Below are 25,545 nucleotides of genomic sequence, written 5' to 3' on the forward strand. Positions count from 1 at the left end.
GGAAAAAGAAGCATGAACAAAAACAACCTTAAAAGCTACGCCCCACAAGCCCGTAAAGACTTTATCGCTGCTGTAAAAGCTCGATGCAATATGCTGGGTTTATCTAATGAAGATGGCTCGCTTAAAGTGGCTGAGGCCAATGTCAGTGGTGATGTGGCGATTATTGCGGGGCGTGAGTGGCCAGCCAAGGTTGAAAAGCAACGCCAGGCCTTAATTAAAAAAATGCGTGCCAGCAGTTTTGCGCAAACGGTTGAAGCTGTGGCTTACACCTGGTTTAACCGCTTTGTGGCGCTACGCTACATGGAGCTGCACGATTACCTCGATCATGGCTTTCGCGTGTTATCCAGCATCACAGGCAATATGCCTGAGGTATTAGGCAAACTCACTGAGTTGCAATTAGATGGCTTGAATATTGAATACGCCAAACAGCTCAAGTTGGCAGGCAATAAAGACGGTGAGCTCTACCGCTTAATCCTCATTGCGCAATGCAATGTGCTCTCAAACGCCATGCCCTTTATGTTTGAGCAGATTGATGATGAAACCGAGCTTTTGCTACCCGATAACCTCTTACTCACAGATTCAGTCATTGCTAAACTGGTCAAAGAAATCCCAGAAGCGGATTGGGCACAAGTCGAGATCATCGGCTGGCTCTACCAGTTTTATATTTCCGAGAAAAAAGACGAAGTCATTGGCAAAGTGGTCAAGAGCGAAGATATCCCCGCTGCCACTCAATTGTTTACCCCAAACTGGATTGTGCAATACATGGTGCAAAACAGTGTGGGTAGATTATGGACACTCGCCAACCCAAGCTCCAGCATTCATAGCCAATGGCCATATTACATCAAACCCGCCGAGCAAACCTCAGAGGTGAATGCTGAGCTACAAAAGCTGATTGATGAACGTATTGCCCAAGACGGCACCACCCTAAATCCAGAAAGCATTACCGTGCTAGATCCTGCCTGTGGCAGTGGGCATATCTTGGTGGAGGCTTACGAATGTTTAAAACAAATCTACCTAGAGCGAGGCTACCAACCCAGAGTCATCCCACGTCTAATTTTAGAAAAGAACCTGTTTGGGATAGACATTGACGACCGTGCCGCACAACTTGCAGGCTTTGCCTTGCTGATGAAAGCAAGAGCAGATGATAGACGCATTTTACAAGAACCACCCAAGCTCAACGTCATCAGCCTGCAAGAAAGCAAAGGATTAAATGCGGATCAATTGGCGCAGTCACTCAGCCAGTTTGGTGTTAACCGAAATACGATTGCCGATTTAATTGATACCTTTCAGCATGCTAAAACCTTCGGCTCGCTGATTAGAATCAAACCAACACAGGCTGCGCAACTGCCTAACCTCAAAACACAGCTTGAAAAAGCGATTGCAGAGGGTGATCTGTTTGCTAAAGAGTCCGCACAAGGATTATTGCTATTAATTCAACAAGCAAAGTTGCTAGCCAAACTATACGATGCTGTTGTTGCCAACCCGCCTTATATGGGTAGCAAAGGCATGAATGCTGCCCTTAAGGATTATGCAAAAGTAACATTCCCAGAAAGCAAATCAGACTTGTTTGCAATGTTTATTGAGCGTGGGTTTGAATGGTGTAAAACCTTTGGATTTAACAGTATGGTTACCATGCAAAGTTGGATGTTCTTGTCCTCTTATGAAGCCATGCGAGAAAAATTATTAGCAAATCGCACGATTCATACAATGGCGCATTTAGGAGCAAGAGCATTTAGTGAAATTTCTGGCGAAGTTGTGCAAACTACCTCATTTGTTTTGCAAAAAAACCATTCCAATGATTTTAAACCAGTATTTTTTAGATTAGTGGATGGTCAGGAAGCAGAAAAAGAGATGGCTTTAAAAACGAATCATTTTCGTTTTGATAATACAGTACAAGATGACTTTAAAAAAATCCCAGGTAGTCCAGTTGTGTATTGGTTAAGTAATAAGCTTTTAGAGTTGTTTAAGACTCAAATTAAGCTTGGTGATGTTTGTAAGCTTTTTAAAGGCTTATCAACAGGAGAGAATGAGAGGTTCATTCGGTTCTGGTATGAGGTGGGTCATCAAAATATTTATTTTAATTGCAAGGAGAGTAGTTCTTCAAAACAAGATTTAAGAAAATGGTATCCATGCAATAAAGGTGGTGAATTCCGTAAATGGTATGGAAATCAAGATGGGGTTATTGATTGGTATCGAGATGGCGAATTACTCAGATCTTTAACACCTAAATCAGTTATTCGAAGTCCACAAAACTATTTTTCCCCAAGCCTTTCATGGTCAAAAGTCACAAGTGGCATTTTTTCTATGCGCTTTTTTGATTCTGGTTTCGTTTCACTAGATTCAACCTCGGCATTAATATCCGATAATGATTTGACGGATTTATTAGCCTGTATCAACTCAAAGCCATTTTCTGATTTATTGTCTGCGACCTCTGCAACTTTAAATTATGAAATCTCTCACCTAGATAGGATGCCAATAATTTTAATAAAAAATGCAAGCCTAGGTGTAAAGGTTTGCATTGGAATCGCTAAATCAGATTGGGACTCTTACGAAACCTCTTGGGATTTTTCTGAGAATCCACTCATTCGGACCAAACAACCAACCTTAGCAAAGTCCTTTGCCGAATGGCAATCTCAAAAGTTTGCTGCTGTTGCCGAAATGAAGCGGTTAGAGGAAGAAAACAATCGCTTATTTATCGACGCTTATGGTTTACAGGATGAACTTACGCCAGAAGTGCCCGATGAGCAAATCACCTTAACTCGTGCTGATCGCGAAAAAGATTCTCAACGCTTAATCTCTTACTCCATCGGATGCATGATGGGGCGTTATAGCTTGGATGAACTAGGCTTGATTTATGCGCATGCTGTTAACGAAGGGTTTGATGCCAGCCGTTATTCCACTTTCCCTGCTGATGCCGATGGCATTGTGCCGATTACCGATGCTGCTTGGTTTGAAGATGACGCGACTAATCGAATTGCAGAGTTTTTAGTGGCTGTATGGGGCAAACAAACCCTCGATGAAAACTTGGCTTGGTTGGCTGAAAGCTTAGGTGGCAAAACCAATGATTTACCGCTAGAGGTGATTAGAAAATACCTCTCCAACCAATTTTATAAAGATCACCTGCAAACCTATAAAAAACGCCCTATCTACTGGCACTTTAGCAGTGGTAAACAAGGTGCTTTCCAAGCCTTGGTTTATTTGCACCGCTATAACGAAGGCACTCTTGCCCGTATGCGCAGTGAATACGTTGTTCCCCTCATGGGCAAACTCAAATCCCGCATAGAAATGCTAGAAAAAGACGCCAACAGCGCCACCAGCACCGCCACCCGCAACAAAATAAACAAAGAAATTGAACAACTCAACAAAAAACAGTTTGAACTACAAACCTACGACGAAAAACTCCGCCACTACGCTGATATGCGCATCAAACTCGATTTAGACGATGGCGTAAAAGTAAACTACGGCAAGTTTGGCGATCTGCTCTCAGATGTGAAAGCGATTACGGGGGGCAGTGATGATTAAGTTTGATAAATACAAAAGTTGCCTAGTTTTACGTCATGTTCTTGAGAGTCAATTTTTAGCGTCAGAAAAAAATGGAGTCAATCTATGACCCCAAGGGAATTAGCCAATAACCAAAGTATTTTAAGTAGCCGCGATATGGTAAACGCGCTCACGAAAATGGAGCTAGAGAGAACCACTTGGATAAAGACTATAACTGAGTCACAGAGCTTGGCAGAACAAATTAAAAAATTGGTGAGTCTAGACACAACAGCGGCTCAAATGTCGAAGCAAATCTATGACATGCAGAAAGCCCAAGAAGATAGTTTACGAAGGATGCTTGAACCTTTGGCAAACATTCGAAGTGGCTTTTTAGGTGACAGGTCTCTCCAGCAGATTGCAGAACTCTCTCGACCTTTTGCAGCTGCTGAGCAATTGAGAAAACTCATAGACCAGCCTTTTTCTAGTGTCTATCTGCAAAGCTTAAATATGAGTTTTGATAGCTCTATAGAACATGCCAGGAAGTTGCTGGCTGAGCCTTCACTTAGTTCAACCTTGCAGCAAATGATGAAACGGTATGAGGAGTCAAATAGGCATTGGGCTTTACCATCTGCGTTGATAGAAACCATAAGTCCATTGAAGGCATTACAAGATCAGGTTGGCAAGTTATCCTTACCTGTAATGGACTTCGCTTCAGCGGCTACTCTTGCAAAGCTCATGGGTTCGGAGGGCATACTGTCTCAGCTTGCCGCTTTAGGCATTAATCCTGATGGCTCAATCAATTCTCAGCTAATTGAGCAAGAAGATCAAGGAATTGGCCTTAGCCGCAAAACACTCGACCTAATGGCCCTCTTGGGTTTTATTTTGACATTTCTAGTTCCAATCTACCAAGAGTACTCTTCAGCGCAATGGCAAAAATCCACTGATACAAAACTCGAAACTCAGGCTGAAGCAATCGAGCATCAGCGAAAGATGATCGAGGCGCTCACTAAATTGGTGGAGAAGGCGTTGGTACAAGAGGCCAGCCGACAAGAGCAGCGATTTGTTGTGAAAGAACGAGTAGCCGTGGTCCGTTCCAAGCCCATGAACGGAGCAAAGATTCTTGGGAAGCTTCTTCCAAATGAAGTGGTGCGCCCTATATCGGAAGATGGTAAATGGATAGAAATTGAGTATTACCACTGGCTTCACCAAGAATACCAAACTGGTTGGACTTTGAAGAAATATTTTTTGCGTGTAGCAAAAAATACTCCATACAGACAAGATTGATTTAGGGAGTAAAGAATTTGAAGATAAAGTCGGTTCGAATCCAAAACTTCCGTACATTAAAGGATGTAACAATACCATTTGATAAAGTTACAACATTCATAGGGCCTAATGGGGCTGGTAAATCTACAGTGTTACGTGCGCTTGATTGGTTCTTCAATGGCAAGCCAGGTTCACTAACTGAGAAAGATTGTTCTTTTGGAGCAATCGATGAAGACATTGAAGTCGGCGTTACTTTTAATGAACTTACTCTAAAAGATAAAGAGGCACTTGGAAAGTATGTGCCCGATGGCGTTGGAACATTTTCAGCATGGAAATATCGTGATGTTTCTGGCTCAGAAGTACTGTCTGCAAATGCTAAGAGTTACCCACCATTTAATGAAATCCGTTCTAAAGGTTCGGCGGGAGATAAAAAAACTGCTTACAACGAACTTCGCACAGCTGATCCATCGCTTGGGTTGGCTGCATGGACAAACCAAGATGCTGCTGCACAAGCCATGACTTCATGGGAAGCTGAGCATATTGAGCAACTTGTTGATGCGCCTGACGTATTAGAGACAAATTTCTTTGGATTTAATAGTGGTGGCAAGATGAGTGGTCTTTTCGATTTTGTTCTTGTCACTGCTGACCTTAGAGCAAGCGAAGAGTCACAGGATGGTAAATCAAGCATCATAGGAAAAATAATTGAAAGGTCAATAAATAGGTCTGCTGCAGATGCACAAATTGCTGAAATTGTGGCTGAATCAAAATTAAAGCAGCAACGGGTTTATGAAGACACTTTTAAGGCTCAACTTGATGGTTTAACAAATCAATTAAATGATGTAATTTCAATCTATTCACCCGGTCGCAAAGTTACTGTTGAACCCGCTGAGATTGAATTAAAAGCGGCAAAAACTTCGTTTAATGTCGGAATTTTGGATGGAGATACTGCGACTGCTGTTGATCGTCAGGGGCATGGTTTTCAAAGAACATTATTGATTTCGGCGCTTCAACTTTTAGCGCAATCAACTGCAGCTGAGACCGAAGGCGTGATATTCCTGGCAATCGAGGAACCAGAGCTTTTCCAACATCCAATTCAAGCACAGGCGTTTGCGAAGATATTAAGATCGCTTGCTGAGGATGAGTCAAAGAGAATTCAAGTGACCTATGCAACTCATAGCCCATATTTTATTGAGGCTAAGCATTTTGATCAGGTAAGGCGTTTAAACAGAGTTGTTGGTGAGATAACTGATGTTACCGTTAGCTTTGCTACTAATTCGATCGTTAAAGGAAAGCTCACAGGAATTATAAACTCAGATAAAGTTGATAGCTGTCTAGATGCGGCGGCTTCTGGAGAGTTGGCAGAAGCACTTTTTTCTAACCGTGTTTTATTAGTCGAAGGTACTACAGAAGCGTCAGTTTTTTATGGGATTGGTGACAAATTATCTGTCGGTCACTTGGAGTCTCTGGGTATTTCAATTGTGCCTGTTGGTGGTAAATCTTTAATACCTCTATATCACGCGATTCTTTCCTCGATTGGCATTTCAGTTTATACACTTTTTGATTCGGACTCGGGCTTTGAGGCTCGTGCAAATTCAAATGGAAAATCCGCTGAGAAGATTGAGGAAGAAAGGCGCGGTCATGTTTCATCTAACCGCAAAGTACTGAAATATTTTGGCCAAGTAGAAGAGGATTTTCCAAATTCAAAAGTTATGGAAGAGTTTGCTGTTCTTGATGACCAACTTGAGTCTTCAATAAATCATATCTGGCCTGAGTGGAGTGCGGCTTGTTCGGAGATTGAAAATGAAACCGGATTCTCCCTAAGAAAGAATCAACTTCTTTACAGAAGTGCTACATTAAAAGCAGGTGGGACAGTACCACAAATGTTTTTACAAATACTTGATAAGGCAAAGGGTATAAAGTAATGCACGAAATCATCTGTCCACATTGCAATAAAGCCTTCAAAATTGATGAGACTGGTTATGCTGATATTCTCAAACAAGTGCGCGATAGCGATTTTGAGCACCAGCTGCATGAACGCCTTGCGCTCGCTGAGAAAGAAAAGCAAAACGCGATTGAGCTTGCCAGAACTAAAGCGACAAGTGAGTTGCAGCAAGCCGCGTCGGCCAAGGATGCTGTGATTCAGGAGCTAAAAGCCAAGCTGGAGTCTGAGGCTGTAGCTCGGCAATTGGCTGTGACGCAGGCATTGAGCGCAGTGGAAAAAGAACGTGATGCGTTGGCGAACCAACTGACGCAAGCCAAGCAAGAGGTGGCATCCATAGCTAATTTGGTAGAAGCAAAACTACAGAACGAGCTGCAAAAAACAGCATCTGCCAAAGACAGTGAAATACAAAGTTTAAAATCAAGATTAGAAGCCATTGAAACTGAAAAGACTTTGGCAGTTAACCAGGCGGTGAGCCAAGTCGAAAAAGAGCGCGATGCTCTGAAAGCCAGTTTGGTAAGTGCCGCGCTTGAAAAACAGCTGGCTGAGAGTGCGTTGAAGGATAAATATGAAACGCAGATTAAAGACCGTGAAGATACAATTGAGCGTTTGAAAGACTTGAAAGCCAAGCTCTCTACCAAGATGATCGGCGAAACACTAGAGCAACACTGCGAAAACGAGTTTAACCGCATCCGCGCCACGGCTTTCCCCAAAGCGTATTTTGAAAAAGATAACGATGCACGCTCGGGCAGTAAGGGCGACTTTATCTTCCGTGATCTGGACGATGGTGGCACTGAGACTGTCTCGATTATGTTTGAGATGAAAAACGAGAATGACACCACTGCCTCCAAAAGCCGTAACGAAGACTTTTTGAAAGAACTGGATAAAGATCGCAACGAAAAGGGTTGCGAGTATGCGGTGCTCGTCAGCCTGCTTGAAGCAGATAACGAGTTTTATAACACTGGGATTGTGGATGTTTCTTACAGATACCCCAAGATGTATGTGATCAGACCGCAGTTTTTTATCACCATGATTACTTTGTTGCGTAATGCAGCCTTGAACTCGATGAAATACAAAACTGAGCTGGCTTTGGTGAAAGCGCAGAATATCGACATTACCCACTTTGAAAATGAGTTGGAAAGCTTTAAAGAGCGGTTTGGCAGAAACTATGACTTGGCTTCACGACAGTTTCAGACTGCGATTGATGAGATAGACAAATCGATTAACCACCTACAAAAAACCAAAGATGCGTTGCTAAGTACCAGCAATAACTTGCGCTTGGCCAACGATAAGGCACAAGACGTAACTATCAAGAAACTGACCAAAGGTAATCCGACCATGGCGGCAAAATTTGATGAGCTTAAAGGCTGATGTTTGAGTAGAATGATAAAAGTGCATACTTGAAATGCCATTTGTTGTTAGAGGAGTTTGAGATGAAGACGGTGACTAAAAATCAGGTCAAGCAAAAGATGGTTGGGTCTGTGGTGGCTTCACTCAAGATTGAGAAACTCCAACCGAATCCGTCTATTGTGACCGCGTTGAATGCCTGTGTTAATCATGGAGGCTCCACGCAATTGCTTATCGACGATGTACTGGCTAAAAATGTCTCGTTACGAAGCAGATGATTTTTGTTATCCAGGCACATCAGTTTTAATCAATAAGCTGGGCATAGATAATCAAGCGCAGTTGGATACCGTTGAAGCTGATTTGACTGCTATTCGCTTGGTTGAGGTGGCTGAGAAACCTTATACCGGTAACTTTGATTTACAGCACTTATGTCATTTGCATCAATGCGTGTTTCAGGATTTATATGACTGGGCTGGCAAAATCAGAACAGTCGATATTTCTAAAGGCAACAGTCGTTTTGCCAACGTTCAATTTATTGAGTCTCACTTAAACAAAGAGCTTGCTACTGTGGCAAACGTGGCATCGCTTAAATCGCTCAGACCCGAGTCGTTTATTGATGTCTTGACGCATCTTATGTCTGAAATGAATGCGGTACATCCATTTAGGGAAGGAAATGGGCGTATTAATCGTTTATTTTGTGCCCAGCTTGCAGAGAGTGTAGGCTACTTTATTGATTACTCACTGATGGACCTGGTTGAGTATCTGGAAGCAATGATTATTAGTTTTCATGGGGATGAAGCGCCATTGAAACGGATATTGCTAAACATCACATCGAAAATTGAATCTGAATAATTAGAATAAATGCTTAATCAGAAAATAATTGACTCTATTCAGTCACAACTTACCAAAGAGCGATTTTTATTTTGGTATGACACCGAGAAAGAGTATCTGGAGTGTATTTCTAGTCTTGCTTTAGAGGGTGTACGACTGGTGATGACGGATAACTCGGCTGCTTTGGCAATTAAGCTTGAAATCGCGCAATCAGATGCTTCAACTCGTTTTCTTTTCTACTCAAACAACCCCGAGCCTGAGCGTAAGTTTGATTGGCTGCTTTCCTATCGCCTAAAGGGCAAGAGCTTTTCTGCAGATGCAACCCAAATTCAATTGGATGAGCTGGGATTATCCTCACATACATTACGCCCATACCTAAAAAAACGCGCTAAGTACTTAGCAGCCAAAGACAGGGTAGAGAAACTGAAGCGGATTGTTGAACATGGCGATACAGCTGAGCTACTTGATTTAAAGATCCTTTCCATTTTGACGCGCTCCGAGCAGTTGGACGCGTTTGCCATTCTGAATCAGGTCATTTTGTCATTGCTGCAAGAGGATGAGGTTAATTTTAATCAAGCCTCAAAAGTATGGTCTGATATTGAAAATTATCAGATGGAGGGAGCTTTTTGGCTGCTAATGAACGAGCATTTTGGCTATCAATCAGAAGCGCCTACGATCAAAAATTTGATACTAAAGTTGTGGGTAACGGATTTCGCAACTAGCTTGAAAGATCCAACCTCCGTACCTCAGAGAATTTCACATTTTGTGTTGACCGATATTGCCTCCAGGGCGAATGCAAAGGTCTTTTTATCGCGCTGGCGTAATGATGTGCGCTTGATTGGGGGGTATATTGCCATCTCTCGCCAGTTAGGCGAAGAGCTCGATATGCAAAATAATCTGCATACACTTTCTACAGAAGACTTATTACCTGTGCAAACCTTTGAGGAGGTGGAGCGCGAAATTCTTGGCCGTATTAAATCTGTTGTATTGAGCGAGCAAATGGATGCTGGTGCGCTAGAAATCATTAATCTAAGAAAAGATGGCTTTTGGGCGAATTCCACGCTACTCAATGATTCAGATATTTTAAAGGCCTATGCGGCCAGTTATCGTGCCTTAGAAGCCGCCATTCGATTTTTTAGCCTCAAGGCTGAATACGCCTCTGGCTTTAGCTTTAATGATGCGTCTGCTGGTTTGAATGCCTATAAAAATGCACTTTATCAATTCGATCAGTCTTACCGTCAGTTCCATTTTTCTTCTGAACAAGTGGAGCATCTGGGTTGGAAATTGCTCAAGGATTTAGTAGACAAGATTGAGGATGCTTATTCGGGTTGGTTTATTCCGCAGCTGTCATCCGCATGGTCAAAGTTGCTTGAGGGTGAGCATGGTCTGTTGAAAAATTGGCGTGCTGATGGATGGTTAAATCAGTATCGCTTTTATAAAGACTACGTTAAGCCATTATTCAGTGGTCAAACCAAACGTGTGTTTGTGTTAATTTCGGATGCTTTTCGATTTGAAGCTTCGCAAGAGCTTGCTCAATCACTGAGTTACCGTAACAAATTTCAGACGCAACTGGATGCCATGCTGGGGGTTTTGCCCAGCTATACCAGCCTAGGGATAGCTGCATTGTTACCCCATGAGAAACTCAAATACAAAGTGGGTCAGTCTGTTTCAGTTTTAGCAGATGAGTTATCAACTTCTGGACTGGAGCAGCGTGGACAGGTTTTGGCCAAATTTAATGGCACTGCCGTAAAGTACGACGAATTGCTCAATATGGGTAAGGATGGTGCAAGAGAATTTGTAAAACCGTTTGAACTGGTTTACATCTATCACGACAGAGTGGATGCCATTGGCGATAAACAAGTCACTGAAACAAAGACGTTTGAAGCCGTTGACCAGAGCATTGCGGAGCTGTCGAAAGTTGTTGGCTTTTTGTTTAATAACTTGGCAGCATCGACCGTATTTGTGACTGCTGATCATGGTTTTATGTACCAAGAGTCAGCGCTTGAGACTGCAGATAAGTCACAGCTGATTGAAAAGCCTCAACAGGCGTGTGTTACCAAAAAGCGATATCTGTTGGGATCTGATATTGGACCATCACTACAAGCGTGGTGCGGAAACACTGCAATCACTGGCAATACGGTTGAAGGGGAAGGTAGTCTTGATTTTTGGTTGCCTAAGGGCGGATCAAGATTTCATTTTACTGGAGGTGCTAGATTTGTTCACGGAAGTGCGATGCCTCAAGAAATTGTGGTGCCCGTGATTACCGTTAAGCAAAAAGAGTCTGAGCGGGCGAAAACAAAATCTGTAGATGTACAGTTATTAGGCCAAGTGCTCAAAGTGGTCACCAATATGCAACGCTTTGATTTGATGCAAACTGAATCTGTTTCAGATTATGTACTTCCTCGCACGCTTAAATTGTCGATTCAAGATGGCCATCAGCCTATTTCGGATGAGCAAACCATCACCTTCGACAAATCAGGTAGCATGTTGGATGACTTAAAAGTTTCTACGCTAATTACTTTGAAAGCTGGGGACTATGACCGGACAAAAATGTACTACTTTGTGGCCAAGGACATAGTCTCAGACATGGAAGTTATTCGGCAACCGATAAAAATTGACTTGTCGTTTAGTAACGATTTCTAAAATATATGACTGAAAACACATTTGAAGCACAAGCTGGTCTTGACCAACAACTGACAACACATTTCGCTGGAAAAGTTGTCCGCAAGGATCTCACCAAGCTGATTAAAGAGGGGGCTAATGTCCCGGTCTATGTGTTGGAGTATCTGCTTGGAATGTACTGTGCCTCAGATGATCAACTGACTATTGATAAGGGTCTGCAAACCGTTAAGCATATCTTGTCTGAGAATTATGTGCGGCCTGATGAAGCTGAAAAGGTTAAATCTAAGATACGCGAAAGTGGTAGCTTCAAAGTCATTGATAAAGTCACCGTCAAGTTAAATGAAAAGCGTGACTGCTATGAAGCGATACTTTCAAACCTTGGCGTTAAGAATGCTGAAATTGCGACACAATTTGTGCGTGATTATGAAAAGCTTTTGGTTGGTGGAGTATGGGCCATTGTCACCATCAAGTACTACTTTGAAGAAAATCAGAAAACATCTCCATTTAATGTCGTGGAGTTAAAGCCAATTCAGATGCCGAATCTGGACTTGCAAGATTTGTTTGCTGCGAGAAAGAAATTCGCAGATACCGATTGGATTGATGCATTGATCCGTTCTACTGGTATGGAGCCTAGTGCTTTGGACCAACGCGTTAAATGGCATTTACTCTCTCGCATGGTGCCCTTGGTTGAGAATAACTACAACATGTGTGAACTCGGCCCAAGGGGCACGGGCAAAAGCCATATCTACAAGGAAATCAGCCCGAATAGTATTCTCGTTTCAGGCGGGCAGACGACTGTGGCTAACTTGTTCTATAACATGTCCTCCAAAAAAGTGGGATTGGTTGGGTTATGGGATGTGGTGGCTTTTGATGAAGTTGCCGGGATTGATTTTAAAGAGCAAGACGGCATTCAAATCATGAAAGATTACATGGCCAGTGGCTCTTTCTCACGTGGCCGTGACTCGATTAACGCCAGCGCATCCATGGTGTTTGTTGGAAACATTAACCACAGTATTGAACACTTGGTGAAAACCAGCCATTTACTCTCACCATTTCCACAGGAAATGATTGATTCAGCTTTCTTTGATCGCTTTCACGCATATCTTCCTGGCTGGGAAATTCCAAAAATGCGGCCAGAGTTTTTCACGAATCAATACGGCATGATTGTAGACTATCTGGCTGAGTGGTTACGCGAAATGCGTAAGTACAGTTTTGCGGATGCTATTGATAAATGGTTCAGACTGGGTAACCACCTAAATCAGCGAGACACCATTGCTGTGCGTAAAACGGTATCTGGACTCTTAAAGCTCATCCGTCCAGATGGTGAGTATGATAAAGAACTCGTTAGGCAGTGTTTGGAATATGCGCTTGAGACAAGGCGTCGTGTAAAGGAGCAGCTTAAAAAAATCGGTGGCATGGAATTCTATGATGTGCATTTCAGTTACATCGACCTGGAGGAGGGGCAGGAGCGATTTATCTCTGTGCCAGAGCAAGGCGGAGGTTCGTTAATTCCCGAAGGTAAACCTAGCCCAGGATTTTTGTACACGGTATGCATGGGTTCTAATGGCATACCTGGTGTGTATAGATTTGAGATGCAAACGATTTCTGGCAACGGCAAGTTTTCTGTCTCCGGCAATGGCTCTAAAGAGTCGGCTAAGATTGCATTTGATTACTTTAAAGCTAACGCACATCGTGTGAGTGGATCAATCAAAGTAACTGAGGCAGACTTTCATCTGCAATTGGTGGATCTGCAGAATCAAGGCTCACCTGATGCCACAACGCTTTCTACTTTTATCTCCTTATGCTCTGCAGCCCTGAGCAAGCCGCTGCAGAGTCAAATGGTGATTACTGGCGATATGAGTTTGGGCGGTACCATTACCCAAACAAGAGGGCTTGCAGAGACTTTGCAGGTTGCTTTTGATGCTGGTGCTAAGAGAGTGTTGCTTCCGATGTCTAGTGCTATAGATATTCCGTCTGTGCCAGCAGAGTTGTTTGCTAAATTCCAGATCAGCTTTTACTCAGACCCAGTGGATGCTGCTTTTAAGGCGATTGGGGGGGACTAAAGCACTAAATGTTCAATCGAGACTTTAGACAAAATCTCAAAGGGTATTTTGACTTGACTTATCACGCCCCATTTACCTTTTTCGTTGTGTCCCCATATGTTTAAAAATCGCTCACTTTTCCTTTGAAAAGCGTGCCGATAATTCTCAACGAGCCACTTTTCTGTAGAGAATATGATGAAACGATCTAATTTAAAAATATTATTGTGATCACCTTCTAAACATTTGAAGATCATTAGTATGAAATCGTCGAAATCCCACAAGCCTCTAGTCTCCAATTCCAGTGCAATTCCGATTCTCTGATTTTGAGCAATCCAAATGCAATCAGGTTGTTTTAAGCCCTCCGAAAAGTAGTGTTTTGGAGTTACAAAAGAGCTAATCCGGTCAAGGTTTTGAAGTGTCAATCGTTGAATCATTAAACAACGTTTGATTGTTTCCGAATTGATCCAGGCTAAATGCCGAAATGAACCTTCGATATTCCCAAATTTTTCAGCCAACTTATATTCACCCTCAACGTCAAGACTGTAAAAGTACTTAGGATATCCATAAGCTATTTCTCTTTTGCTTAGCAACTGATTTTTGCAAAGTCTATCTAGGTGATATTTATTGGTATTTCCTCTAAATATCAAAATCCTCGAGGTGGAAAGTCCCCACTCTGAAAGCCATTCTAAGATGTTGAGCTCTGCATCTTTTCTCGAATATTTTTGTGAGGTCCTGAAATCATCTAGAATTGATACATCAAAGTTGATCTGCTCATTAACCACTATATTTTCGAATAAATTTAACTGTTGCATGCTTGTCCTTAATCTAATTAAATTTTGTAATTATGATTATCGGATTAAGTTTTGAAATAATTAAAAATCGAAACATACCAAGGATTTTCTCGTCTTTAAAAACTTGGATTTTCACTCCGATATCAAAGAGTCGAGGCTTTGTTGGTCTTGTGCAGAGAATTGTTGCACGGATGAGGGTAGTTGATTTAGCAAAAGAAAAATTGGGGTGAATAATCTGTAATAAAGCAAGATATAGGTTTTAAAAGGCTTAGAGAGCATCCCACACCTGGGTGTGGGATACCTAATAAATAAAGATTCCAATTTGTAAATAAAGCGTTAGGAAATCCGATAATTAAAAGTATCGCTGGGAAGCCACCCGAAGATATTTATCGGGTTGCCACCCCGATATGCATCACACTTGAGCCGGAAGGCTCTCGTACTTTTGCCAAAAGTACATAACTGCTGAAGCCGCATGCCCGTAGTTGGGCTGGTGCGGCTACACCGGAGCGCTGGGGGGTGAAATTCCTCCTTTCGACTCCAATCTGAGATTGAATGAAATGATTGGGCGACGACGAAACGGGCCAATGGGGGAAGTCTTGAATGGCTGAAACCGGAAACCCTGTTTGAATAAAGTGGGTAAGCAATCCCACCGCTGAGACTGCCCGCGAGGGTAGGCAAAGTTGACCACTGCTGGGCTTATGAGGTGACGGTAACGTCGCAGGGTGCTGAGAGAGATCGGAAGCACTTGCCCAATTTGCGCAAGCATTTTGGGTATATGTATAGCTTAAGGTAGAAACGGCTCTCAAGAAGAGTCTATGGGTGTGTGACGAAAGCCTTATAGGTGAGTAGGCTGAAAGGTGCGTATGTCTTCACTTTGTGAAGGTAAGCCTGTGGTGATGAGTTTTTTTTGGAGTAGGGAACGGGTTTTGGAATCTTGCCGTCCTGATAATCTGACCTTGCTGAAGTCCGCGAGGTGGGTAGAAGAGATGATCTCTTAGAATATCAAAAAAAATGAGCCAATGCGCTAAACACAATGTTATTCAAGCTAAGTCGGGAATCTCCAACAGTAGTGCGTGGCAGCACTGATAGAACTGGTCTTATGCGAATAAGTTTATGGAGAGGGAGATGAGATGAGTAGGCATGTCAGGACGATGTATCCTAGAACATGACAGGAGGACTCGATAGTGCAGACAGGCTGTTTTGTACGTCAAGCGAAAGTCTCTAGCAGTTAAAAAAGTGTGATTCCCTTGGCAGGGAGGCATATCGAAATGACTCACCGGCCTTGGTCGGCTGGTGAGGATCGCCTGGCAGCGATTGATATCGATACGCGATAAAGTACCTTAAGCAGTTTTAAGGGTTTATAACTAACGCCTGCTTATCTTTTAAGATGAGTTAGTTGCGGCGATGGCAAGCCGACTGTGAGTTTTTTTGCAGGGAAAACTATTAGCAATCAATGTTTAATTGAATCGAGACTCCAGCGTTACCGGGAGCCACATTCTGTCTAATTGAAGAGTGTGTGAGTAAATTGCATAGCGTAGTATATCTGCAGGCCTTCGGGCCAAAACTGTTGTAACAAGATTTTATCTTGTCATTCCCGGGTGAGTAATCACCCGGGAATTCCTTCTTAAAATCCTAATCCATGATTCTGAATACTTCAACAAATCAGGGATTAAAAAAGTTAAAGGATGACATCTCTGCCATCCTTTTTCGCATCGGTTATCGACCCCTAGCTAACCGTACCTTCGGTACGTCTGCAAGAATTCCAAATACACGATCAAGTAAAAACTTGATTTGTATTATTCAAATCAAGTCATTGTTTTAAAACAACTATTTGACAATATGTGGATTTTTCGGTAATGTAAGCTATCGACTCCTAACTCATCAAATCTGATGAGCTGCATCGGTTTGCTCATCGTCTTTGAAGAGACGATAAATGAGAAGTACTGCAAATCCAATAGTATTTACCAGGCTAGAGTTGATTCTCCAGCGGTTACTTGATTCCGTCCAACATGGTTATACACATGTTGTTAATGGGGAAGTTTCCGCACACAGGGCCCTTCGCCTTGCCACAAAATTTGATATTCAGTATCAAGTCTTCGCCGATAAGAATCTTCGCGCTCGCCGCAAAAGAAATGGCTTAGGCAATGCCAAGTGGCTTTGCCTAAGTAGGCGAGACAAAGTTTATTGGTGGTTATTGGTAAATGCACCGGATTTAGGTGCTCATTTTGCCCATACTTCTGAAAAACTAATCGATGTAGAGAAGTCCTTGAGTGCATTGAGGTTTGAAGGGTACGAGCTGGTCCAGTTACCGCATTTAAAACCGACGAAATGCAAGCCTGCGAATTTTAAGGAGCGTTCAAATCAAACGCGATTGACTTGGCGCTTATCTGCAGGAGCATACGAGAGCTTCAGATGCCGCATTATCGAAGACGTGCGATCAGGTTGCCCGTCAAGGCTCATTAGTCTCATTCGTGAATTATATTCATTACCTGGATTTGGTGGTGTCAGAAGCCAAGTTGGTAAATTAGTTGCCTTGTACTGCGCTGAGGTAAAACGAGCGGGAATTAAGAACGCTCCTAAACCGTTGGAGGTTTTACGATATGTACGCAGACTTCGTGATGACGGCATTCGGTTAAGTCTTCTTGCTCAGGCTCACCAACAGAAATTAGACGAGGCTAAAAACCATGTCTAGTTTACAAAATGAACAGTTCTCAGTTGTTTTTAAACCTGGAGCTTTTGCAACGGTAAGTCAGGAAGAAATTGAGCTCTTGGAACATTGGATCGAAGAGATACTTTTATGTATGGAATCGGAATATCGAATCTAAAAAAGATGATTAGTTATAAAGGGGCAATATGAAAGTAGCTATTTACGCACGGGTTTCCACAACTCGCCAAGCTGAAAACGATTTGTCCATACCTGATCAGTTACGTCAGATGCGCGATTGGGCCAAAGCGAACGGACATATTACAGTGTTGGAGTTTGTGGAACCAGGAGCATCTGCCACTGATGATAAGCGCCCTGAATTTCAAAGCATGATTGCGGCTGCGCTTGTGAAGCCCAACCCATTTGATGCCATTGTCATTCATAGTCTATCTCGATTTTTTCGCGATGGTATTGAATTCGGAGTGTATGAGAGAAAACTCGCAAAGAACAAGGTGAAAGTTATCTCTATCACTCAACCAACCAGCGATGATGCTGGTGGTGAAATGATGCGTCGAATCATCACGTTATTTGATGAGCATCAATCTCGCGAAACATCCAAACATACTTCTCGTGCAATGCGAGAAAATGCTCGTCAGGGTTACTTTAATGGTTCAAAACCTCCCTACGGATACATGGTTAGTGCAACTGATGTGCAAGGTAGTCGTGGCCGCAAAAAGAAAAAGCTTTCGATTAATGAAGCAGAGGCCGATGTAGTTAAAAAGATCTATCAACTGTATCTAAAGGGAAATCATGGCAAAAGCATGGGAGTGAAAGAGATTGCAATTCATTTGAACTCAGCAGGCTTGAATATGCGCGGCAAACTTTTTGGTATGCAGAAAGTGCACAAGATATTGTCTGATACTTTATATATGGGTGAGTATTACTTTAATGTAATTAATTCAAAAACTAGAGAAAAGCGACCTCCTTCCGAGTGGGTGAAGACCGAGATTCCTCAAGTTATCAATCCACATGAGTTTGAACAAGTGCGCCTAAAGCGTGAATCACGAGCACCAAAAAACTCCAATCCACGTGCAGTCAGTTCTCCATGTTTAATGACTGGATTATTGAAGTGTGGAGGTTGTGGAAATGCCCTCACCCTGGCTACAGGAAAAGGAGGGAAATATCGTTATTACAAGTGTACACGTCGAAGGAATAAAGGTAACGATATGTGTGATAGCAAAAATCTGCCCATGGAGAAGCTAGACCAACTCATTCTTAACCAGTTGGCTGATAAAGCATTTTCTGTCGAACGCATGCAAGAGCTAATGAGCAGTTTTAGAAGGAGCCAGCAAGCAAAAATTGAAAATACTGATCAACAAAATAATATGGTTCAACGACAGTTGGATCAATTAGACGAGCGCCAGCACAGGCTCTTGGATGCGATTGAGTCAGGTGTCGTTGAGCTGGATGAACTGACTCAGAAACGGATGCAGCAAATCAAAATCTCCAGAGAAGCGTTGTTGATTGAACAAGCAAATCTTAAACATAAGCCTGCAATAAGTTTTGAGCCCTTACGCGCTAGCCAAATTGAGAAGATGAGTAATCTGCTAAGGGCAAAGCTATTAGGTGACGATCAAGAAATAGCACGTAATTACTTGCACCTACTTGTAAGTGAGGTAAAAGTTACGAATGGGGAGATAGTCGTTAAGGGTGGTTTAAGTAATCTCATAGTTGCTAATGAGATTGCAACAATAAAAAATGGGCACATAAAACAAGTGCCCACTTCTATCCCTGATTGGTGCGCCCGGCGAGATTCGAACTCACGACCCTTGGCTTCGGAAAGCACCAATTGAGTAATAAGTTAGTACTTATTTTTAAAGTGGAAACCTAGTAAATACGGGGCTTGCCGCGCACTTTCTACTGGATTTAACCGGACAAAAATAGTGAAAATTCGGGCAATTTTATAGCACCACCAGAGCACCAAACTCAAAAGATAGCACCACCATAGCGCCAGTTTTGCAAAGACCTACAGCCATATTCAATGGTCAGAAATTCCCATTATTTATTTATCTTTTCGTTTTGGCTGAAGGCACTATACGCGCAACGTTCAGCATAAATACTAGCTAAGTTATCTTGAGATAGTTGACTCAATTCCAAATAATCAGGACTGTCTTTGAAGAAATTTAATAGAATTTCTTTTGAAGTTTTCTTGTAGACTTCATACAAAAAATCGTATAACTCTAACGCTGTATGCGCCTCTTTTCTATGGCCATCAATTACTCCAAAGAATGTTTCAGGACTTCGTCTGTAAGCTACTATTTCTTCAGTGGATAGAGGGCACTTAGCAAGTATCTTGGAACCCTTTTGAGTTTGATAATAGCAAAAAGCCTCACTCGTATGCTCCATAACCACACCTTGGATGAGTACTGCTTCAACATCTTTTCCAGAGTCGTCAGGCACTAAATATTTATTTCCAATAATCAAACGATTTTTCTGTAATTCAGGGTCGAGTGAAAACTCTGGAAGTTCTCCGTCAAAAGTAGTAGGTATCGTCTTATACTTTTCTATTGATTCTAAGAGGTGGTGAATATCAGAAAATTTTTCCCTGTCATTGATTGCTTCTCTTAATGAGTGGTAGGGTTTATTTGTTTTGTATTCAGGTATTTTGAAGCCATCAGTAATTACCGCATATGCTATTCCCTCATCGTATAAATGATGAGTAAATGGAGCATTTGTTAAAAACACAAATGCAGGAGGTAAATTTCCCCCGTTAGCAGTATTGAATTCAAACTTACGGATATGGTCAATTGCCAAGTCCATGGCTTTGGGATATTCAAAGTTGACCTTTGGGTCATATGGAAAATTTAAATCGATAAAAACAATTCGGAGATGGTCGGCATGCTTTTTTAATGCGCCTGAGAATCTTTTGCCTAGCGCTTTGAGGTTGACTATTCCATCGTCTTGAGAAGACTCTAATCGTTTGCATTCTACGGAAAATGATTTACCGGTTTTGCTAGATGTGGCCGTAAATTCGCAGTGACTTGTTCTTCTATCGGTTTCGTCTTCAAACTCTAATTCAAACCCTGCGCGAATCATAATCGCTGCAACAGTTATTTCATAGCGAACCCCATAAAAATTCTCATCAGGATTTTTTAGGCGCTCAAGTAAAGCTTGTTGCATCGCTCCATTATGCTCTAGGCAATATAAATCGTATGACAGGCCAAGGTATGCAGAGACGACGCCGACCAAAGGCATTGAGTAAATTTTCCCAGGTTCTTCCGAATAGGACTGTTGTAAAAGACAAAGCTTCTGATACCAAGATATTAAAGTATGCCGCTCTTCGTCAGACTTGTTATCTATCTCATTTTGCCCCCACTCTTTGCCAACGATATCTCTAATGTAGTCGAAAAGAAAATCTGTGAATGTTTTCCAGTTCTTCCCATAAGCTATCTTATTATTAACAGCTACAAACCTTGTACCAGAGGCCTCGGTTGAAATTATCTCTCTTCCTAGTCCTTGTTGCTTTTGCCTTTGTAGTTTCTGGGCAGCATAGGTTTTCAAGTAAGCCTCACGTGCGTCAATAATCGCTTTTACTTTCTCCGGCGAAAGTTTTGGGGGAGTGGGTGTAGATAAAGAACCATGGCAGCGTTTGTATTTTTCACCGCTACCACAGGGGCATAGCTGATTTCTGCCAATTTTTATATTCAATTATTAGCTCTTAAATAGAATGAATGCTTGAATCCTGCTAAATAATAATCCAGTTCTTGGCGCCCTTAGCTCTGTAGGTGTTCTGAAATTAAATTAATGCACTCATTTATTTGAAATGTTTGTCCAAATCTAAAACGACGACCCATGGAGTATGAGTCCATCACGAGCGAAATTATCAATCTCTTTCTATGAGGAAAATAAGGAATTCGGCTACGAATTGAAGAGGGATGGTGCTAGGAATTGTCCGGATTTAACCGGTTTTTAGCACCATTATAGCACCAGTTACATGGAGTTTTATAGCACCAGTATAGCTAAGTCTTTGATTTGTATGGTGCGCCCGGCGGGAGTCGAACCCACGACCCTTGGCTTCGGAAACCAATACTCTATCCAGCTGAGCTACGGGCGCAATCCTGCCATTATAGCAAATAAGTCGCGCTGGCTTGGCGCGCGTGCAGGCTATTTTCTCTTCTTGTCCACCTGGCAACTACGCTGCTGAAATAATGTTGTCATAGTGCGTGGCTATGCTTAGCCGATAAACGTTAAGTTATTTAAGGGTATTGCAATATGAAAGCCATGATTCTGGCCGCGGGTAAGGGTACCCGTGTTCGTCCGCTGACTTATGAATTACCTAAGCCAATGATTCCGGTGCTGGGTAAGCCGGTGATGGCGTATCTGATTGAGCATCTGGCCATGCATGGCGTGGCGGATATTATGGTCAATGTGAGCTATCTACATCAGAAAATTCAGGATTACTTTGAGGATGGCCATCGGTTTGGGGTGAATATCGGCTACTCGTTTGAGGGCGATATTGTCGAGGGTAAAATTGTGCCGCACGCGGTGGGCTCGGCTGGCGGCATGCGCAAGATTCAGGACTTTAGTGGCTTTTTTGACGACACGACCATTGTGCTGTGCGGCGATGCGATTATTGACCTCGACATTACGCGCGCGGTGAAAGAGCACAAGGAAAAGGGCGCGTTGGCGAGTCTGGTGACCATGCAGGTGCCGATGGACAAGGTCTCTGGCTATGGCGTGGTGGTGACCAATCATGAGGGGCGCATTATTTCGTTTCAGGAGAAGCCCAGCCAGTTAGAGGCGCGCTCTAACTGGGCCAGCACGGGCATTTATATTTTTGAACCCGAGGTGCTGGATCTGATCCCTTCTGGTAGTGAGTTTGATATTGGCTCGGATTTGTTCCCATTGTTAGTGCAGCGCGGCTTGCCGTTTTATGCGATTCAGCATCCGTTTAACTGGATTGATATTGGCGTGGTGAGTGATTACTGGCTGGTGATGCAGCAGATGATGCAGGGATTTTTCCCGTCTATGCCTATCCCCGGCAAGCAAGTGAAACCTGGTGTGTGGGTGGGGCTGAATGTGCATATTGACTGGGAGCACACGCAGATTGAGGGGCCGGTGTATATCGGCTCCGGTTCGCGCATTGATAAAAATACGCGCATTATCGGCCCAACCTGGATCAACGCTGGTTGCCATATTCAGCGTGATAGCATGGTGATACGTTCGATTTTGTTTGACTATACGCGCATTGCCCAGGGCTATGCGATTGAAGATCGTATTGTGTGTGGTGAATATTGTGTGGACCGCAATGGCCGCATGATGCATATGGATGATGAGAGTTGCGACATTATCTGGACCGATGCGCGCGAGAAAGTAGTTTATCCACAAAACTATGCTTATGCCCGTCTTTAAATAGCATTTAACCTAGTCCGCTGCCATTTTTTTGACACGTGGACGTCAAGGATTTGTCATGTTTGCTGGCTATGCTCTTTGTTGTTTTGAGGAGAGGCTAAACACATGAAAAAAATGACTTTAATGATCGGCCTGGTGCTCGGTAGCATGAGCATGGCACAAGCGGCAACCACGTACCAAATTAGCAAAGAATGGACATTTTCGCATACCGGTGGTGGCTATTTGTCTGAAATCCCGGCTTTTGATGCAGCGACCAACACCTTGTGGGTGGCGGGTGTCAAAGGCGTGGATGTATTGAATGCCACGACTGGCAGCTTACTGCAACGTATTGATACCAGCGCTTATGGCAACATCAACAGCGTGAGCATCAGCAATGGCATGGCAGCGTTTGCAATTGAAAACACCGCGCGCACCAACGCCGGTATCGTGCAGTTGTATGATACGTCTAGCAGAAGCCTGGCTGCAGGCACCAACACCTTTACCGTGGGTGCATTGCCAGACATGCTGACCTTTACTCCGGACGGCAGCAAGATTCTGGTGGCTAACGAAGGCACGCCGGATGTGTACGGCACGCGCAAAGGCAGCAGCGTGCCGCGCGTGTACAACCCGGCAACCAATGACCCGGTTGGTAGTGTGACGATTATCAATGTGACTAATCGCACTGTCGCCGCGACTGCCACGTTGGCAGGTGTGCCAACTTCCGGTAGTCATATCCGCACCAGCACTGGTATGGATTTCGAGCCTGAATATATCGCCGTGAGTGCCGATGGCAGCAAAGCTTATGTGACGCTGCAAGAAGCCAACGCGATTGGTATTCTTGACCTGAATACGCAGGCTTTCACCAAAGTGGTGGGCCTGGGCGTGAAAGATTTCAGTTTGCCGGGTAACAGTATTGATCCGTTAAACAATGGTAGCGTTAACTTTATCAGCGCCAACGTCAAAGGGTTGTATATGCCAGACGGTATCGCCGCTTATGACGTCGCTGGCAAAACCTATCTGGTGACCGCCAACGAAGGCGATTTCCGTGAAGATGACGGTGACCGTTCTGCGGCCAGCTCATTGGGAGCGACTGGCGATCTGGCCAATATCCGTGTCTCAAATACGGATTCCTCCCCAGGCGATCTATATGCTGCCGGTGCTCGTTCTTTCAGCATCCGTGATGCCGATGGCAACCTGGTGTATGACAGTGGCGACATCCTCGATAAAGAAGCGTTTGCACGTGGCATTTACGATGATGGCCGTAGCCGTGATAAAGGCGTAGAGCCAGAAGGCGTAGACCTGTTCACGCTCGGTGGTCGCACGATTGCAGCGGTTGGCCTGGAAAGAACCCTGAAAGGTGCGATTGCCCTGTTTGATATCACAGACCCGACCAAGGTCAGCTTTATCGATATGATCGTGTCTGAGGGTGATTTGGCGCCAGAAGGCCTGGTCGCGTTTGAAAAAGACGGCGCTATCTTCCTGGCGTTTGCCAACGAGAGCTCTAACACTACGTCATTATTCCGCATCAGCGCCGTACCTGAGCCTGGCTCTGCGGCGATGCTGGGCTTGGGTCTGGTGGCCATGGCAGCGATGCGCCGTCGTCAGAAGTAATCGGGCATTGTGTGAATAAACAGCCGGGCACGGACACATGCCCGGCTGTTTGCTATGTGCCGCATGCAAAAGCCCGCACGCGCGTTTCCTGTCGTGTCGTTCTGCGTTATAATCGCGTGGATATTTTTTCTAACGCAACGGGATACGGATATGTCGGATTACAAACAAGGTTCAAGCATTAAAGAGTTAATTATTGCGATTCCAGGTGCCATTATCGGTTTCACTTTGCTGGTCTCGCTGCTGGCTTACCTGTTTGGCGTGTTTGGTAGCGAAAAAGCAGCGCCTTCCAAAGAAGAAACAGACGCCGTCGAACAAAAAGTGGTGGCCAATATCAAACCAGTGGCGACCATTGAAGTCGCTGAGGCTTCAGGCGCGCATGTTGAAAAAAGTGGTGAAGAGATCGTGAAAGGGGTTTGTATCGCCTGTCACGGCGTGGGTGCGTTGGGTGCGCCAAAAATTGGTAACGCTGGTGACTGGGGCCCACGTCTTGCACAAGGCTATGAAACACTGGTCAAACATGCGATCGAAGGTATCCGCAGTATGCCAGCCCGTGGTGGTAACGCTGAGTTGAGCGATCACGAAGTAGCCGATGCCGTGGCTTATATGGCAAATCAGGCGGGCGCAAAATTTGATGCTGCCAGCTTGAAAAAATAAGAAGGTATAACTGACCGAAGCCGCTTGATTCAAGCGGCTTTTTTATTGGTGAATGAATTGTTTGCAAAGTTGACGCCATGGCGAGATATGCAATTGGAGATATTCAGGGCTGCTACCACTCCCTGCTACATTTACTAGACCAGCTGGATTTTCAGCCTGGACGTGACAGTCTGTGGCTGGTCGGGGATTTGATTAACCGCGGCACGGGTTCGCTCGAGGTGTTGCGTTGGGTGTATACGCATCGCGACCATGTGCGAGTGGTGCTAGGTAATCATGATCTGCATGCGATTGCGGTGGCGCATGACATCCGGCCGCCGCATCGCTTTGACACGCTGACCGCATTGTTTGCGGTGGAAGATGGCAGCCCGTTGCTCACCTGGTTACGCCAGCAACCACTGATGGTGCTGGAAGACGATTTTGCCATGCTGCATGCCGGGCTGTATCCACAATGGACCTTGCCGCAGGCCAGGGCACTGGCAGCCGAGGTCGAGGCGGTGTTGCAATCAGCCGATTATTTAAGTTTTTTGCAGCAGATGTATGGCAATCAGCCTGCCGCCTGGGATGATCGCCTGACCGGTATAGACCGCCTGCGCGCGATCACCAATGCCCTCACGCGCATGCGCTTGCTGGATGACACGGGGGCGATGGAATTTGCCTTTAAAGGTGAGGTGCAGGATATTCCAGCGGGTTATCAGCCTTGGTTCAAGGTCGCGACACGGCAATCTGCACAAGCCACGCAAACTATTTTGTTCGGGCATTGGTCCGCACTCGGTTTGTATCAGGGTGACGGCGTGATCGCCTTGGATACTGGATGTTTATGGGGGCGGCAATTGTCAGCCTATGCGCTGGACAGCGGTGACGTGACGCAAGTGCCACTAGATCCACGTGACCGGCCAGCAGGGGCGGTTGGCGAATAGTCGGCGCGTGTTG

Annotated in this window: 15 protein-coding genes and 1 tRNA gene; 13 read left to right on the top strand and 3 right to left on the bottom strand. The window is 44.0% G+C overall.

Annotated features, from left to right (window positions below):
* Window positions 1-12: 12 nt before the first annotated feature.
* The 7 genes from pglX to brxL all read left to right on the top strand — a co-directional run bounded on the left by pglX (window position 13) and on the right by brxL (window position 13,545).
* Window positions 13-3,522 carry a BREX-1 system adenine-specific DNA-methyltransferase PglX gene (pglX, locus tag E6Q52_RS09925; RefSeq protein WP_292821560.1) on the top strand — a complete coding sequence of 1,170 codons (3,510 nt, stop codon included), beginning with the start codon at window positions 13-15 and terminating at the stop codon, window positions 3,520-3,522.
* An 84-nt stretch (window positions 3,523-3,606) separates the two neighbouring features.
* Window positions 3,607-4,764, top strand: a complete 1,158-nt coding sequence (locus E6Q52_RS09930; RefSeq protein WP_292821562.1) for an SH3 domain-containing protein — start codon at window positions 3,607-3,609, stop codon at window positions 4,762-4,764.
* Window positions 4,765-4,781: 17 nt separating this feature from the next.
* Window positions 4,782-6,665, top strand: coding sequence for an ATP-dependent endonuclease (locus tag E6Q52_RS09935; RefSeq protein WP_292821564.1), 1,884 nt, complete (start codon window positions 4,782-4,784; stop codon window positions 6,663-6,665).
* Window positions 6,665-8,053, top strand: coding sequence for a DUF2130 domain-containing protein (locus E6Q52_RS09940; protein ID WP_292821566.1), 1,389 nt, complete (start codon window positions 6,665-6,667; stop codon window positions 8,051-8,053). Before E6Q52_RS09935 ends, E6Q52_RS09940 begins: the two co-directional genes overlap by 1 nt.
* Window positions 8,054-8,284: 231 nt before the next feature.
* Window positions 8,285-8,881, top strand: a complete 597-nt coding sequence (locus E6Q52_RS09945; RefSeq protein ID WP_292821568.1) for a Fic family protein — start codon at window positions 8,285-8,287, stop codon at window positions 8,879-8,881.
* Between the two features lie 9 nt (window positions 8,882-8,890).
* Window positions 8,891-11,503 (top strand): BREX-1 system phosphatase PglZ type A, encoded by a 2,613-nt coding sequence (gene pglZ, locus E6Q52_RS09950; RefSeq protein WP_292821570.1) that lies wholly within the window; start codon window positions 8,891-8,893, stop codon window positions 11,501-11,503.
* A gap of 5 nt (window positions 11,504-11,508) precedes the next feature.
* Window positions 11,509-13,545 (top strand): protease Lon-related BREX system protein BrxL, encoded by a 2,037-nt coding sequence (gene brxL, locus E6Q52_RS09955; protein WP_292821572.1) that lies wholly within the window; start codon window positions 11,509-11,511, stop codon window positions 13,543-13,545.
* Here the strand turns inward: brxL and E6Q52_RS09960 are convergent.
* Window positions 13,542-14,336 carry a hypothetical protein gene (locus tag E6Q52_RS09960; RefSeq protein WP_292821574.1) on the bottom strand — a complete coding sequence of 265 codons (795 nt, stop codon included), beginning with the start codon at window positions 14,334-14,336 and terminating at the stop codon, window positions 13,542-13,544. The genes brxL and E6Q52_RS09960 overlap by 4 nt on opposite strands.
* A gap of 1,912 nt (window positions 14,337-16,248) precedes the next feature.
* On the opposite strand from E6Q52_RS09960, the gene E6Q52_RS09965 reads away from it, so the two are divergent.
* Both E6Q52_RS09965 and E6Q52_RS09970 read left to right on the top strand, forming a co-directional pair.
* Window positions 16,249-17,007, top strand: coding sequence for a hypothetical protein (locus E6Q52_RS09965; protein WP_292821576.1), 759 nt, complete (start codon window positions 16,249-16,251; stop codon window positions 17,005-17,007).
* A 161-nt stretch (window positions 17,008-17,168) separates the two neighbouring features.
* On the top strand, window positions 17,169-18,812 hold the full coding sequence (locus tag E6Q52_RS09970; RefSeq protein WP_292821578.1) for a recombinase family protein: 1,644 nt from the start codon (window positions 17,169-17,171) through the stop codon (window positions 18,810-18,812).
* 205 nt (window positions 18,813-19,017) lie between these two features.
* Here E6Q52_RS09970 and E6Q52_RS09975 read toward each other — a convergent pair whose 3' ends face one another.
* Window positions 19,018-20,667: a YecA family protein gene (locus E6Q52_RS09975; RefSeq protein WP_292821580.1), complete on the bottom strand. Its 1,650-nt coding sequence runs from the start codon at window positions 20,665-20,667 to the stop codon at window positions 19,018-19,020.
* 329 nt (window positions 20,668-20,996) lie between these two features.
* Window positions 20,997-21,073, bottom strand: a tRNA-Arg gene (locus E6Q52_RS09980).
* Between the two features lie 158 nt (window positions 21,074-21,231).
* Between E6Q52_RS09980 and E6Q52_RS09985 the strand changes: the two genes are divergently transcribed.
* The 4 genes from E6Q52_RS09985 (at window position 21,232) to E6Q52_RS10000 (ending at window position 25,532) form a co-directional block, all read left to right on the top strand.
* Complete coding sequence (locus E6Q52_RS09985) at window positions 21,232-22,371, top strand: NDP-sugar synthase (RefSeq protein WP_292821582.1); 1,140 nt, start codon at window positions 21,232-21,234, stop codon at window positions 22,369-22,371.
* 105 nt (window positions 22,372-22,476) lie between these two features.
* Entirely contained in the window at window positions 22,477-23,961 is a 1,485-nt protein-coding gene (locus E6Q52_RS09990; protein ID WP_292821584.1) for a choice-of-anchor I family protein, read from the top strand.
* Between the two features lie 150 nt (window positions 23,962-24,111).
* Complete coding sequence (locus E6Q52_RS09995) at window positions 24,112-24,615, top strand: c-type cytochrome (protein WP_292821586.1); 504 nt, start codon at window positions 24,112-24,114, stop codon at window positions 24,613-24,615.
* Window positions 24,616-24,692: 77 nt separating this feature from the next.
* Window positions 24,693-25,532, top strand: coding sequence for a symmetrical bis(5'-nucleosyl)-tetraphosphatase (locus E6Q52_RS10000; protein ID WP_292821588.1), 840 nt, complete (start codon window positions 24,693-24,695; stop codon window positions 25,530-25,532).
* Window positions 25,533-25,545 lie beyond the last annotated feature (13 nt).

This window comes from Methylophilus sp. (assembly GCF_008015755.1).
GTDB lineage: Bacteria > Pseudomonadota > Gammaproteobacteria > Burkholderiales > Methylophilaceae > Methylophilus.